This window comes from Pseudomonas sp. IT-P44 (assembly GCF_949768225.1).
GTDB classification, from domain to species: Bacteria; Pseudomonadota; Gammaproteobacteria; order Pseudomonadales; family Pseudomonadaceae; genus Aquipseudomonas; species Aquipseudomonas migulae.
Window position 1 is genome coordinate 178,292 of sequence record NZ_CATKQM010000090.1, and the last position, 13,719, is coordinate 192,010.

11 protein-coding genes and 1 tRNA gene are annotated in these 13,719 nt (G+C 58.1%); 2 read left to right on the forward strand and 10 right to left on the reverse strand.

Going from position 1 to position 13,719, the window contains the following annotated elements; all coding sequences use genetic code 11:
- Positions 1-141: 141 nt before the first annotated feature.
- The 3 genes from ampE to ACM6IO_RS28765 form a co-directional block, all read right to left on the reverse strand.
- A complete protein-coding gene (gene ampE, locus ACM6IO_RS28755) occupies positions 142-978 on the reverse strand; it encodes a regulatory signaling modulator protein AmpE (RefSeq protein ID WP_414912666.1) in 837 nt (278 codons plus the stop codon).
- Positions 975-1,535 (reverse strand): 1,6-anhydro-N-acetylmuramyl-L-alanine amidase AmpD, encoded by a 561-nt coding sequence (ampD, locus tag ACM6IO_RS28760; protein ID WP_008024447.1) that lies wholly within the window; start codon positions 1,533-1,535, stop codon positions 975-977. The genes ampE and ampD overlap by 4 nt, the downstream gene beginning before the upstream one ends.
- Positions 1,536-1,599: 64 nt before the next feature.
- The gene (locus tag ACM6IO_RS28765) at positions 1,600-3,810 is read right to left on the reverse strand and encodes a DUF1631 domain-containing protein (protein ID WP_414912667.1); all 2,211 of its coding nucleotides are present in this window, start codon (positions 3,808-3,810) and stop codon (positions 1,600-1,602) included.
- Positions 3,811-4,170: 360 nt separating this feature from the next.
- On the opposite strand from ACM6IO_RS28765, the gene nadC reads away from it, so the two are divergent.
- Positions 4,171-5,019: a carboxylating nicotinate-nucleotide diphosphorylase gene (gene nadC / locus ACM6IO_RS28770; protein ID WP_008024450.1), complete on the forward strand. Its 849-nt coding sequence runs from the start codon at positions 4,171-4,173 to the stop codon at positions 5,017-5,019.
- Between the two features lie 105 nt (positions 5,020-5,124).
- On the opposite strand, the gene ACM6IO_RS28775 is transcribed toward nadC, so the two are convergent.
- Positions 5,125-5,430 carry a DUF6388 family protein gene (locus ACM6IO_RS28775; RefSeq protein WP_008024451.1) on the reverse strand — a complete coding sequence of 102 codons (306 nt, stop codon included), beginning with the start codon at positions 5,428-5,430 and terminating at the stop codon, positions 5,125-5,127.
- Between the two features lie 316 nt (positions 5,431-5,746).
- Between ACM6IO_RS28775 and ACM6IO_RS28780 the strand changes: the two genes are divergently transcribed.
- On the forward strand, positions 5,747-6,784 hold the full coding sequence (locus ACM6IO_RS28780; protein ID WP_414912668.1) for a hypothetical protein: 1,038 nt from the start codon (positions 5,747-5,749) through the stop codon (positions 6,782-6,784).
- Between the two features lie 7 nt (positions 6,785-6,791).
- Here ACM6IO_RS28780 and ACM6IO_RS28785 read toward each other — a convergent pair.
- The 6 genes from ACM6IO_RS28785 to infB all read right to left on the reverse strand — a co-directional run bounded on the left by ACM6IO_RS28785 (position 6,792) and on the right by infB (position 13,706).
- Positions 6,792-6,867, reverse strand: a tRNA-Thr gene (locus tag ACM6IO_RS28785).
- Between the two features lie 139 nt (positions 6,868-7,006).
- Complete coding sequence (pnp, locus tag ACM6IO_RS28790; protein ID WP_008024453.1) at positions 7,007-9,112, reverse strand: polyribonucleotide nucleotidyltransferase; 2,106 nt, start codon at positions 9,110-9,112, stop codon at positions 7,007-7,009.
- A gap of 196 nt (positions 9,113-9,308) precedes the next feature.
- Positions 9,309-9,578 (reverse strand): 30S ribosomal protein S15, encoded by a 270-nt coding sequence (gene rpsO, locus ACM6IO_RS28795; protein ID WP_003177875.1) that lies wholly within the window; start codon positions 9,576-9,578, stop codon positions 9,309-9,311.
- Positions 9,579-9,695: 117 nt separating this feature from the next.
- Positions 9,696-10,613 (reverse strand): tRNA pseudouridine(55) synthase TruB, encoded by a 918-nt coding sequence (gene truB / locus ACM6IO_RS28800; protein ID WP_192227694.1) that lies wholly within the window; start codon positions 10,611-10,613, stop codon positions 9,696-9,698.
- Positions 10,614-10,616: 3 nt separating this feature from the next.
- Entirely contained in the window at positions 10,617-11,018 is a 402-nt protein-coding gene (gene rbfA, locus ACM6IO_RS28805) for a 30S ribosome-binding factor RbfA (RefSeq protein WP_008024456.1), read from the reverse strand.
- A 159-nt stretch (positions 11,019-11,177) separates the two neighbouring features.
- Positions 11,178-13,706: a translation initiation factor IF-2 gene (gene infB, locus ACM6IO_RS28810; RefSeq protein WP_008024457.1), complete on the reverse strand. Its 2,529-nt coding sequence runs from the start codon at positions 13,704-13,706 to the stop codon at positions 11,178-11,180.
- Positions 13,707-13,719 lie beyond the last annotated feature (13 nt).

Here is a 13,719-nt window from a genome sequence, read left to right on the forward strand (position 1 = left end):
GGTTTTGTAACTTAAGGTTAACGGCAACCTCGAATCCTGTAGGAGCGAAGCTTGCTCGCGAAAGCGGTGGGTCAGGCGTGTTCAATGTGAATGACACACCGCTTTCGCGAGCAAGCTTCGCTCCTACAGAGAGGATTGTGTTTAGGGGAAGACTGTCCACAGCGCGAAACCGGCGTACCAGAGCACTGCCGCACGCAGCAGCAGCTCCCAAATCCGGTCGAGGCTGTTGATGCCATCGGGCCCGACCACCGGCGCAGGAATTTCACCGGCCACCAGCCCGACCTTCTCGATCAATTGGGCGGAACTGATGTTCCAGTTCAGCAGTTCGCTCAGCATCACCCGACTGACGGCAACAAAGTTGCCGACCAGCGCGAAACTCGCCGCCAGCAGACGCACCGGCACCCAATCGAACGCGTGACGCAGTTGTGCGGCACGCTCGACGACGGCCGGGTTCTGCCCGTGTTCTTCGGCGAGGGCCAGCAGTCGATAGCTCAGCGCCGCCACCGGACCCAGCAGGAAGTACCAGAAAATCACCGCAAAAAAGCTCTGGTACGCCTCCCAGAGCAGATGCCCCTCAACCCGTTCCAGTAGTTGCTCGCCGTTTTCGGCACAAATGTCCAGGTCACGTTTCGCTACATGAGCGGCAGCTTGCAGGTCTTCCCGGCGCCAGGCATCGCGAAACGGTCCGAGATCGGCCAGCAGATCACCGCGCCCCAGGCTATAAATCACCACCAGCAAATGCACCGGCAGCGCCAACAGACCGTAAGCGACCGGCTCCAGTACCACCAGCAACAACCCCAGCAGTGCCACCGGCAGCAGCACCAGAATCAGTAAAATCAACCACGGGCGATTGACCATACGCGGGTTGGCTTCAAGCTTGTGCAACTCGGCCATCCAACCGCCATCACGTTGAACCCGATGGCGCAGGGCCGAGAACTTCTCGATCCAGACCGCCAACAGCAACACCAGAAAACTCATTGTGGTTCCTCTTTAGCCAGGGCCGCGCGATAACGCGCCCAGTCGAACGCAGGCCCGGGATCCGTCTTGCGCCCCGGCGCGATGTCGCTATGCCCACAGATGCGCTGCGCGGTGATGCCCGTAAAAGCGCTTTGCAGTTGCAAGGTCAGGGCCGTCAACGCGTCATATTGAGCATCGGTGAACGGCAGATCATCCGTGCCTTCAAGCTCGATGCCCACGGAAAAATCGTTACAGGTTTCTCGGCCGTCGAAACACGACACACCGGCATGCCAGGCGCGTTCAAGACAAGAGACAAACTGAGTGACGGTGCCGTCACGCTCAATCAGAAAATGCGCAGACACCCGTAGGTCAGCGATCCCTTCAAAGTAGGGATGCTCTGTGACATCCAGCCGGTTCTGGAAAAATTCCTGCACCTTGCCGGTGGCAAACTGCGCCGGCGGCAGACTGATGTTGTGGATCACCAGCAGGGAAATTTCGCCCGTGGGGCGCGCATTGAAGTTGGGTGAAGGGCAAACGTTCACGCCCTGACACCAACCGCTCGCGGGGTCCAACTGCATACAGGTTCCTTCAACGACGACTGTGTTGGTGCCCAGTATGCCGCGATAGACCCTCGGCGCGCGATCACTTGCCGCGATTGAGCCGCCGCAGGTTGCCGACCACCGACTCCAGGGCCCGATCGAACAGCAAGGTGTCGTCGAGGGTGCGCACCGCGCCACGACGGAAATCCAGTGCCAGCCCGGTACGGCTGCGCTCCAGCACTTTCATGCCGGTGCGGTTGACGAAAATGTACTTGCCCGTGGCTTCGATGATCGCGGCGAGCTTGCAGCGCAGGGTGTTTTCCTCATCTTCCTGAAACTCGACCCAGCAGCCCGCGTGCAACTGATCGACTTGAAGCAGGCCCGGATCATCCGCCGGCAAGCGCACCGAGGCCGTTTCGACTGGTCCTTCGTCGGCGGTGAGCAGCACGATTTCTTCGCGCACTTCAACCATCAGCGGCGCATCGGCTGGACGGGTGGCGGCCGGTGCCTGGTCCGCTCGTTCGAACAGTTGAACGTGCAAGCCTTCCAGCTCGCTGAAAAACTCTCCGGTGGCGAACGGATCGAACGCCGAACTGCTCAACCCGTCGCGCAAGGACTTGAGCAACCCCGGCACCAGCGCCAACAGGCGCAGGCTTGCGTCAGCGTCGTCATGGCGCTGCACGCTCCAGATCAATTGCTCCATGGTTTGCACATCCGCATGCCACTCGGCGGACTGATCGCCGTGCTTGAGGCAGGTCAGCAGCAGCACCTGGCTCCAGGCGTCCTGAACAAACGCCACCACCCGTTGCGGCAGCACTTTGCCCAACAACGCCTGATTCAACGCCAGCTCGACACGTTGCCGGGCCAGTTCGGTTTTGGCGCGGCCCTCTTCGGCGTCGCGGGTACGCTGCTCCAACAAATCGCTGCGACGACGCTCGTCGCTGGTAAACGCCAGAAAATCCGCCAGCAATTCGGAGAAGATCGCCGGATCGTCGACAAAGTCGTTCAACAAACGCTGCACCACTTGCTCGATGCGCAGGTACAGGCTGTCGCGCTCGTGGTCATCGCACTCGCCCCAGCCCAGGGCCGCGGCGGCGATTTCGTTGAGCAGACGACGGGCCGGGTGACTGCTGCGGCTGAAGAAACTCTTGTCGATCACCGCCACTTTCAGCATCGGGATCTGCAAGCGCCCGATCAGCGCCTTGAGAGAATCCGGCAGATTGCGGTCATCGAGGATGCATTCGAAGAGCATGGCGATCAGGTTGATCACATCTTCGTCAGCGACGCCGACTACACGCGACTTGCCACTTTTGACGCTGACCCGGGTCAGCAGTTGCTCAAGCTGGTTTCGCAGGTCGAATTCGTCCTGGACCGCCGGAGCCGGCACGTACTGCTGCAAGTGCGAGAGCAGCCGCAGCAGGTCGCGGGTGGATATCGGTTGCGTCTGAGCACTGGTTTCCAGCGTTGGCGCGACACTGCCACGCACATGGAGTAGCAATTCCTGCAATGCCGCGAACACTTCCTGCACGCTGTCATCGATTGGCGTGCTGTCCCAACGGTTGCCAGCCTCGTCGGGCTCGGCACGAACACTGGCCTGCGCACGATCAATGGCACGCCGATTCGGGGCCGGCTTCAGGTCGGGCAATATGCCGGTGGCGATCAATATCTGATTGGCTTCGGTGTAGAGCTGATCGGCATCACTGAGCACATAACGCTCGAAAAGCTTGAGGATGATCAACTTGACCTTGATCTCGACCCCCAGGTTACGCCCGGCCTGCATGAAATACTCACAGAGCATCGCCGGGCCCAGGGGATTGCGCGTAGTCACCAGCTGCTTGCCCAGCAACGTGCTGAGCCGGGCGGTCAATTGATCAAGCGCAAAACCGTCGCGGCTCAGCACTTTATTGACCATGGCCTCCACTGCCACGCGACGTTCCAGCTCATCACCGGCCTGTTGCGCCTGAATATCGAGGGTCAATGCCGGCGGCAAGGTCGTCTGAATACTGCCTGCGAGACCGACAAACGCTTCGAAGAACTGTTCGAGAAACGCCCGCTCGATATTTTTGCGCTTGAGGCGCAAGTCGCGCATGGCTTCAAAAAAGATGTTCTGCTCGACGTCATTGCGGGCCCGGTCAGCCATTTCGAACAGCGTGTCGTCGGCGTTATCGAACAACTCCTGCAGAGCATGCCGGAGCTGTTGAGCGGCCTTGTCGCGAACCTGAAGCAGAATCACAGGCAGGCGGGCGAGCGGCGAGTGACTCGCCTGATCGGTAGTTGCCTTGTGCAAAGGCACTACATTCCCGTCGTTGTGCATCCTGGCCTCCTGAAACGGTGATGCTTCGGTTCGGTTGGAAAGATCGAGTACGCCAGCCTCACAGCTGTGCGCAACAGAAGACAATGCCCGCCCGCTGTCATTCAATAATCGGCGAACCAAAGACACGTCAAAGTCATGACGTCAAATGCAAGGCGCATTATCTTGCAAAAGATGTCCCGTATGCCAGCAGACTCTGTGTTTCTCTTTGAAATAGACGCCCGCAAAGGACCGCTGCCGAACCCCGATGGCTCAAGAGAATCGACCAAATGCAGGTTCCAGAACGACCGGAAGGTCTCGCGCGCCTTGGGTTGCCCCGCGCCATGGCCCTATAATCGAGCCACTTTGTTTGTGGAGTCCGTTATGCCGAATCTACGTCTCGCCGATCTGACCGCCGAAATCGAAGCCAACGTACGCCGTGCGTTGCGCGAAGACATCGGCAGCGGCGACATCACCGCGCAGCTGATCCCGGCCGAACGCCTGGCCAAAGCCACCATCATCACGCGCGACGCCGCGGTCATCGCCGGCACCGCTTGGGTTGACGCGGTTTTCCGGCAACTGGACCCACGAGTTGCCGTGCATTGGCAGGTGGCCGATGGCGAACGGGTGAAGCCCAATCAAGTGCTGTTCCACCTTGAAGGCCCTGCCCGCTCGCTGCTCACAGGCGAGCGCAGTGCGCTGAATTTCCTGCAATTGCTCTCCGGCGTGGCCACTCGTGCGCAATACCTGGCGGATTTCGTCGCCGAGACGCAGGTGAAGCTGCTCGACACCCGCAAAACCCTGCCGGGGCTGCGCCTGGCGCAAAAGTACGCCGTGACCTGCGGCGGCTGCCACAACCACCGCATCGGCCTGTACGACGCCTTCCTGATCAAGGAAAACCACATTGCTGCCAGCGGCGGCATCCCTGAAGCGATCAACGCCGCGCACAAGATCGCCCCGGGCAAACCGGTGGAGATCGAAGTGGAAAGCCTGGCGGAGCTGAAGGAAGCGCTTGCGGCGGGTGCCGACATCATCATGCTCGACGAGTTGAGCCTGGATGACATGCGCGAGGCCGTGCGCCTGAATGGCGGCAAGGCAAAACTGGAAGCCAGCGGCGGCATCAACGAAAGCACGCTGCTGCCGATCGCCGAAACCGGGGTGGATTACATTTCGATTGGTGCGATGACCAAGGACGTGAAGGCTGTCGATCTGTCGATGCGACTCAGCCTCTGAAATTTCCTGAACGACATGAAACTGTAGGTGCCGGCTTGCTGGCGATCCAGGCGACGCGGTTTACCCGTTACGCCGCCTTCGCCAGCAAGCCGGCTCCTACATGGGTCAGACCACCAGATTATTCATCTCGCAGTACTCTTCCCACTCGACGCCCAATACCTCGGCCGCCTCTTTGTGCAGCACCAGTCGCGCCGCTTCAAACTCTTCCGGGCTCGAGGTGTACTTGAGCGTCAGCTCCCACGGCTGCAGGCCCTGGGCTTCTGCTTCATCCTCGAACGCCCATTGAATCTGGTCTTTCTGATCGTCGGCGGGCAAGTCCTTGATCTCTTCCAGCAGTTGGGGCGCGTCCAGCACGTACTTCTTCAGCGCTTCTTCGTGCCTGGCTTCCTGGGTCAATTCTTTAACGGTCATGTCGTTCTCGCTGATCGGGGGAATGGAAGATGGATCTGGATCATCAAGGATCTCTCTGACGCAAAAAACCGTGTGAAGCCCGGTTTGTCTGGCCTTCAGAACCATTCGTGGATCATTTGAAAACTGCAGGGTGATGCTCGTGCAATATCCGAATATAGGACGTTTGGAAGACGATTTATATGGACTTTTACATCAAATCTACAAAAAAAATGCCGAGCGGTTTTTCTGAAAATATTCCCTCGCCACACAGGAACAACCTTCAAAAAGCAAAGTCATAGCGATGTGCCATCTAGGCACTTCACAAGGAACTCAGGTGATGCGCATTTTCAAGAAGCTTCCGTCTACCCTGTTGGCAACAGGCATGGCCGCCCTTTTTCTTGGCAACATGGCAATGGCCAATACGGCCCAAGCCGGTCTGGAGTTCGCCTCAGACAACCCTTCCTCCACCGACAGCTTCCTCGTCTTTCACAGACTGTATGGTAAAGACGTCATGGTCAGGAGCAATCTCAGTGTCGAGGGTGTGGAAACACTGCAACGCACCGCTAAAACCAACACGGATGACATCAAGGAACTCAAGAATCTCCTCGAAGCGCAGGCTCGTCTCATCGAGGAACTCAAGCGCAACAACGGAACAAGCTCAAGTTCGAGTGCCAGTGAGATAACCAACCTCAAACGCACTGCCACCGAACAGGACAAGGACCTGAAAGAACTCACCAAGCAATTGGAGGAGTTCAAACGCAACAGTGGTTCGAGTTCCAGCTCCAGTTCCAGCGAAGTGGCCAACCTCAAGCGCACGCTCACTGAACAGGAAACCGGCCTGAGAAACCTCGCCAAAGCAGTGGACGAACTCAAGCGCAACAGCAGCTCGAACTCCGGTTCAAGCGCCAGTTCCAGCGAAGTGAGCGACCTCAAGCGCACGGTCAGTGAACAGGACAACGGCCTGAAAAACCTTGCTAAAGCAGTGGACGATCTCAAGCGCAGCAGCAGCTCGAATTCCGGCTCAAGCGCCAGTTCCAGCGAAGTGAGCGACCTCAAGCGCACGGTCAGTGAACAGGACAACGGCCTGAAAAAGCTCGCCAGCCAAATGGACGATCTCAAGCGCAGCAGCAGCTCGAACTCCAGTTCAAGCTCCAGCTCCAGCGAAGTGAGCGACCTCAAGCGCACCGTCAGCGCACAGGACAACGACTTGAAAAGGCTCGCCAGTCAGGTGGAAGACTTGAAGCGTAGCGCCGGGTCGAGCTCCAGCGCGAGTTCCAGCGACCTGTCCAGCCTCAAGCGGGACGTCAGCAATCAGGACAGCCAACTGGATCAGCTGAAACGTGCCGTGGATGATCTGAGAAGCAAGGTGAAATAACAGGGGATGGTGCCCGAGACAGGAATCGAACCTGCGACCTTCGCGTTACGAGTGCGCTGCTCTACCGGCTGAGCTACACGGGCGGTGAGCTAAACCTAGCATCGAGATTGGAAGCGGGCAAATCCACAAACCGTTTCCAGTTTTCGCAGACAAAAAAATGCCCCGCAGTTTTCACTGCGGGGCATTTTTTATAACGTTGAAGCGGTCAGGCGTGGGGAGTGATTAAACGCCCGAAGCCTTGGCTGCTGCTACGTCTTTGATGGAGAGCTTGATACGGCCGCGGTTGTCCACGTCCAGTACCAGCACTTCCACTTCCTGGCCTTCTTTCAGGATGTCGGTCACTTTCTCAACGCGAGCATCGCTCAGCATCGAAATGTGAACCAGACCGTCCTTGCCCGGCAGGATGTTGACGAATGCGCCGAAGTCGACGATGCGCTCAACTTTACCGACGTAGATCTTGCCGATTTCAGCTTCTGCGGTGATGCCCAGAACGCGCTGACGTGCTGCTTCAGCCGCTTCCTTGGTTTCGCCGAAGATCTTGATCGAGCCGTCGTCTTCGATATCGATCGAAGCTTTGGTCTCTTCACAGATCGCACGAATGGTCGCGCCGCCTTTACCGATGACATCACGGATTTTGTCGGTGTCGATTTTCATCGCGATCATGGTCGGAGCGTTTTCCGACAGCTCGGTACGCGACTGGCCAATGATCTGGTTCATCTGACCGAGGATGTTCAGGCGCGCTTCCAGGGCTTGGCCCAGAGCGATCTCCATGATTTCTTCGGTGATGCCTTTGATCTTGATGTCCATCTGCAGCGCGGTAACACCTTTGGCGGTACCAGCTACTTTGAAGTCCATGTCGCCGAGGTGGTCTTCGTCACCCAGGATGTCGGTCAGGACAGCGAATTTCTCGCCTTCTTTAACCAGACCCATCGCGATACCGGCAACCGGTGCCTTCATCGGAACGCCAGCGTCCATCAGGGCCAGGGAAGCGCCGCAGACCGAAGCCATGGAGCTCGAACCGTTGGATTCGGTGATTTCCGATACAACACGGATGGTGTACGGGAACACGTCGGCAGCAGGCAGCATGGCCTGAACCGAACGACGGGCCAGACGGCCGTGACCGATTTCGCGACGACCAGCGCCACCCATGCGACCACACTCACCTACCGAGAACGGAGGGAAGTTGTAGTGCAGCATGAACGGGTCTTTTTTCTCGCCTTCCAGGGTGTCCAGCAGTTGTGCGTCACGGGCGGTGCCCAGTGTTGCAACGACCAGAGCCTGGGTTTCGCCACGGGTGAACAGAGCCGAACCGTGGGTCTTTGGCAGAACACCGACTTCGATGTTCAAAGGACGTACGGTCTTGGTGTCGCGGCCGTCGATACGTGGCTTGCCGTTTACGATGTTTTCGCGAACGGTGCGGTATTCGATTTCGCCGAAAGCAGCTTTGACTTCGCTGGAAGAAGGCTGGCCTTCTTCACCGGACAGCTTGGCAACAACCTGATCCTTCAGCTCACCCAGGCGAGCGTAACGGTCGGCCTTGATGGTGATGGTGTAAGCCTGGGAGATCGCGTCGCCGAACTCGGCACGGATAGCGCCCAGCAGAGCAGTGGCTTCTGGCTGTGGAGCCCAGGTCCAGGTCGGCTTGGCAGCTTCGGCGGCCAGTTCCTTGACGGCGTTGATCACCACCTGGAACTCGTCGTGAGCAAACAGTACCGCGCCCAGCATCTGGTCTTCGGTCAGCTCTTTGGCTTCCGATTCAACCATCAGAACGGCTTCCGAAGTACCGGCAACGACCATGTCCAGGCTCGATGCTTTCAGTTGTTCGTAAGTCGGGTTCAGCAGGTAGCCGGTGCTTTCGTGGAACGCAACGCGGGCAGCGCCGATCGGGCCATCGAAAGGAATGCCGGAGATGGCCAGCGCAGCCGAGGTACCGATCATCGCAGCGATGTCCGGATCGGTCTTTTTGCTGGTGGAAACGACGGTGCAGACTACCTGCACTTCGTTCATGAAGCCTTCCGGGAACAGCGGACGGATCGGACGGTCGATCAGTCGGGAAGTCAGGGTTTCTTTCTCGGAAGGACGGCCTTCGCGCTTGAAGAAACCGCCAGGGATCTTACCGGCAGCGTAAGTCTTTTCCTGGTAGTGAACGGACAGAGGGAAGAAGCCCTTGCCTGGATCGGCTTGCTTGGCACCGACTACGGTCACCAATACGCTGACGTCGTCGTCAACGGTGACCAATACTGCGCCGGAGGCCTGACGGGCGATACGGCCAGTCTCGAGGGTAACGGTCGACTGACCGAACTGGAATTTTTTGATTACCGGGTTCACGGTGTCCTACCTTCTTTTGTGGCTCTTGGGGAACTTGTCTTCTTGCGAAATTCTTGGGCAATGTCGGGAATCGGCCCAACGCCTGTCCAGGGTAAAACGGTGTATCCAGATAAAACTTGAGGCTGGGAGCCTGCCATGCACCAGCGGGAAACCCACTGATGCACGGCAGACAACCAACCTCTAGCGCAATCGCTTATTAGCGACGCAGACCCAGGCGACCGATCAGAGTCTGATAACGACCCAGATCCTTGCCTTTCAGGTAGTCCAGCAGCTTACGACGCTGGTTTACCATGCGGATCAGACCACGACGGGAGTGGTGATCTTTACCGTTGGCCTTGAAGTGACCTTGCAGCTTGTTGATGTTGTGGGTCAGCAGTGCAACTTGCACTTCTGGCGAACCAGTGTCACCAACAGCTTGCTGGTAGTCAGCTACGATTTGAGCTTTTTCTTGAACGTCGAGAGCCATGAGGCAATCCTTTTATCAGGAAACTGTTTCAAAAAAACAGTTTCAACAGGCCAGGGACAAATCCCTGTATCTAAAAATGAGTAGTGACCGTGCCTGTTAACAGCCACCCTCGTCCGGTCATTCTGACCGAATCAGTCGACGCGGCGCGATGCGCCCGTCTTCGCTCACTTCACCGATACCGATGAAGCGACCATTGTGATCCTGTACCCGTACCATGCCGAACTTCGGAGCATCCGGGGCGCGAACCGGCTGGCCGTTTAGCCAGTAGAACGCGCTCGCTTCCGAGAACTGCAGCAGCGGCCAATCCAGCAGGCCGCTGTCCGATGGCATCAGGAAGCGGTCGACCGCTTCGTTGCCGCCTTCGGCATGTACCGCTTCCAGCTCTTCAAGCGTGACAGTCTGCGCCAGCGTGAAAGGCCCGGCCTGGGTACGTCGCAATTCAGCAACGTAAGCGCCACAACCGAGTTGCTCACCGATATCCTCCACCAGGGTGCGGATATAGGTGCCTTTGCTGCAATCCACCGCAAGCCGCGCAGTATCACCTTCAAAGGCCAGCAATTCCAAGCGCGCAATAGTAACAGAACGCGGTTCGCGCTCCACTACTTCGCCTGCACGTGCCAGCTTGTACAGCGGCTGGCCATCACGCTTGAGCGCCGAGTACATCGGCGGTATCTGACTGATTTGCCCACGAAATTTCGGCAGTACCGCTTCGACATCGGATCGACCAACGGTCACCGGGCGCTCCAGCAAAACTTCACCTTCGGCATCCGCCGTGGTGGTGGTTTTGCCCAGTTGCGCCAGGGTTTCATAACCCTTGTCGGAATCGAGCAGGTATTGCGAGAACTTGGTCGCCTCACCGAAGCACAACGGCAACACGCCGGTGGCCAGCGGATCAAGACTGCCGGTGTGCCCGGCCTTCTCTGCGTTCAGCAACCAGCGAACCTTCTGCAACGCCGCGTTGGAAGTGAACCCCAGCGGTTTGTCGAGCAGGATAATGCCGCTGACGTTACGACGGATACGTTTGACCTGAGCCACCGATTACTCCTTGGTGTCTTCGACTTCTGCCGCAACCGGGTGCTGATTGTCTTCAGCCACCGCACGCTCGATCAGGGCCGACAGGTGCGCACCACGCACGACGCTTTCGTCGTAGTGGAAGTGCAACTGCGGAACGCTGCGCAACTTCATTTCGCGGGCCAACTGCATGCGCAGGAAACCGGCGGCGGAGTTGAGCACCTTGATGCTTTGCGCGATATCTTCGGCGCTGTCCTGACCCATCACGGTGATGAAAATCTTGGCGTGACCGACGTCACGACTGACTTCAACAGCGGTAATGGTGACCAGGCCTACGCGCGGGTCTTTGACTTCACGACGGATCAGCTGTGCCAGCTCACGCTGCATCTGATCGCCGATACGCTGGGTACGGCTATATTCTTTTGCCATGTCTTGTTACCTGTTACTGCCTCACGGTGAAACCCGTGGGGTCTGAAAGCGGCAAACGCCCGGCCTGACAAAAGCCAGACCGGGCGTTGCGTTTAGAGTCCTGACGCTGTGCCGCGCATTTGCATGCAGCGGCCCATCGTGGCCCTTGAAGTGCGCGAGTTAGAGGCTGCGAGCAACCTGAACCTTCTCGAAGACTTCGATCTTGTCACCGACTTTGACGTCGTTGTAGCTCTTCACGCCGATACCGCATTCCATGCCGGCACGTACTTCGGAAGCGTCATCCTTGAAGCGGCGCAGGGATTCCAGCTCGCCTTCGAAGATAACGATGTCTTCACGCAGTACACGGATTGGACGGTTACGGTGAACAACACCTTCGATAACCATGCAACCGGCGATCGCGCCAAACTTCGGCGAACGGAACACGTCACGCACTTCGGCCACACCCAGGATGTTCTCGCGAACATCACTGCCGAGCATACCGGTCAGGGCTTTCTTGACGTCTTCGATGATGTCGTAGATCACGTTGTAGTAACGCATATCCAGACCTTCCTGCTCGACGATCTTACGAGCGCCGGCATCGGCACGCACGTTGAAGCCGAACAGTACAGCGTTGGAGGCCAGTGCCAGGTTAGCGTCGGACTCGGTGATACCACCGACACCGCCACCGACAACACGCACTTGCACTTCGTCGTTACCCAGGCCGTTCAAGGCACCGTTCAACGCTTCCAGCGAACCACGGACGTCGGATTTGAGGACGATGTTGAGCGTCTTCTTCTCTTCCTGACCCATGTTCTCGAAGATGTTTTCAAGCTTGCCGGCGTGAGCACGGGCCAGCTTGACTTCGCGGAACTTGCCTTGACGGAACAGAGCCACTTCACGGGCTTTCTTCTCGTCGGCAACCACGCTCATCTCGTCGCCAGCATCCGGCGTACCGTCCAGGCCGAGGATCTCGACAGGGATGGAAGGACCGGCTTCTTTGATTGGCTTGCCGTTCTCGTCGAGCATGGCACGTACACGGCCATAGTTCGAACCGACCAGGACCATGTCGCCTTGGCGCAGGGTACCGTCTTGAACCAGAACGGTAGCAACCGGGCCACGACCTTTGTCGAGACGCGATTCAACCACAACGCCACGACCCGGAGCCGACGGAGTTGCTTTCAGTTCGAGAACTTCAGCTTGCAGCAGAACAGCTTCGAGCAACTCGTCCACGCCAGTACCGACTTTCGCCGAAACCGATACGAACGGGGTGTCGCCGCCCCACTCTTCCGAAGTCACGCCGTGAACCGACAGTTCGCTACGGATGCGATCGAGATCGGCGCCCGGCTTGTCGATTTTGTTCACAGCTACAACCAGCGGAACACCGGCAGCCTTGGCGTGCTGAACGGCTTCAACGGTCTGCGGCATCACGCCGTCGTCCGCTGCAACCACCAGGATCACGATGTCGGTCGCCTTGGCACCACGAGCACGCATGGCGGTAAACGCGGCGTGACCTGGGGTGTCGAGGAAGGTGACCATGCCGCGTTCGGTTTCAACGTGGTACGCGCCGATGTGCTGGGTGATACCGCCGGCTTCGCCAGCAGCAACCTTGGCACGACGGATGTAGTCGAGCAGCGAGGTCTTACCGTGGTCAACGTGGCCCATTACGGTCACGACCGGAGCACGGGAGAACGCTTCACCTTCAAACTTCAGGGACTCGGCCAGGGAATCTTCCAGGGCGGTGTCGCTGACCAGGGTCACTTTGTGGCCCAGCTCTTCGGCAACCAGTTGGGCAGTTTCCTGATCCAGTACCTGGTTGATGGTCGCTGGGGTACCCAGTTTGAACATGAACTTGATGATTTCAGCTGCCTTGACCGACATCTGCTGGGCAAGATCGCCAACAGTGATGGTCTCGCCGATCTTCACTTCGCGCACTACAGGGCCGGTTGGGCTCTGGAAACCGTGAGCGTTGCGTTTCTTCAGCTTGGCCTTGCCGCGACCACCACGACGGAAGCCATCGCTTTCTTCGTCGGTAGTACGTGGCGCAACACGTGGAGCAGGCGCTTTCTCTTTAACCGAAGCACGATGCGGAGCGTTTTTGCGCTCGCCATCGCCACTGCCACGACGATTGTTATCGTCGGCACGTGGTTTGTCCGGACGGCGCTGTTCGTTCTGCTTGTTGCGAACGTCAGCAGACGGAGCTGGAGCAGCTGCAACCACCGGAGCGCTTTCACGCACTGGCTCGGCAACGGCAACCGGCGCCGCAACAGCGTCGTTGGTAGCGGTTTGCGCAGCAGCAGGCTGGCGACGCGCTTCTTCTTCGGCGCGACGCTTGGCTTCTTCTTCAGCCTTCTGACGAGCAGCATTTTCTACTGCGCGACGTTCATCCAGTTCGCGTTTGCGCTCGGCTTCGATTTCTTCCGGGCTGCGTTGTACGAAAACTTTCTTTTTACGGACTTCAACACTGATGCTTTTGCTGCCAGCAACACGCAGGGTGCTGGTGGTTTTACGCTGCAGTGTGATCTTGCGTGGTTCTTCCACTTTCGCCTTGTGGCTGCTTTTCAAGTGAGTCAGCAAAGATTGCTTCTCACTGTCAGTCACATGTTCTTCGGCGGCGGTGTGCGGCAGACCTGCCTCACGCATCTGCTGCAACAGGCGCTCTACCGGTGTTTTGACCTCATCGGCCAGTTGTTTCACCGTGACTTGCGTCATGCACTTCTCTCCT

Excerpts from the sequence above, each read along its gene's own strand:
- ACM6IO_RS28765 (WP_414912667.1), bottom strand. The coding sequence starts at position 3,810 with ATGCACAACGACGGGAATGTAGTGCCTTTGCACAAGGCAACTACCGAT.
- rbfA (WP_008024456.1), bottom strand. The coding sequence starts at position 11,018 with ATGGCAAAAGAATATAGCCGTACCCAGCGTATCGGCGATCAGATGCAG.
- ampE (WP_414912666.1), bottom strand. The coding sequence starts at position 978 with ATGAGTTTTCTGGTGTTGCTGTTGGCGGTCTGGATCGAGAAGTTCTCG.
- infB (WP_008024457.1), bottom strand. The coding sequence starts at position 13,706 with ATGACGCAAGTCACGGTGAAACAACTGGCCGATGAGGTCAAAACACCG.
- nadC (WP_008024450.1), top strand. The coding sequence starts at position 4,171 with ATGCCGAATCTACGTCTCGCCGATCTGACCGCCGAAATCGAAGCCAAC.
- ACM6IO_RS28780 (WP_414912668.1), top strand. The coding sequence starts at position 5,747 with ATGCGCATTTTCAAGAAGCTTCCGTCTACCCTGTTGGCAACAGGCATG.
- ampD (WP_008024447.1), bottom strand. The coding sequence starts at position 1,535 with ATGCAGTTGGACCCCGCGAGCGGTTGGTGTCAGGGCGTGAACGTTTGC.
- ACM6IO_RS28775 (WP_008024451.1), bottom strand. The coding sequence starts at position 5,430 with ATGACCGTTAAAGAATTGACCCAGGAAGCCAGGCACGAAGAAGCGCTG.
- rpsO (WP_003177875.1), bottom strand. The coding sequence starts at position 9,578 with ATGGCTCTCGACGTTCAAGAAAAAGCTCAAATCGTAGCTGACTACCAG.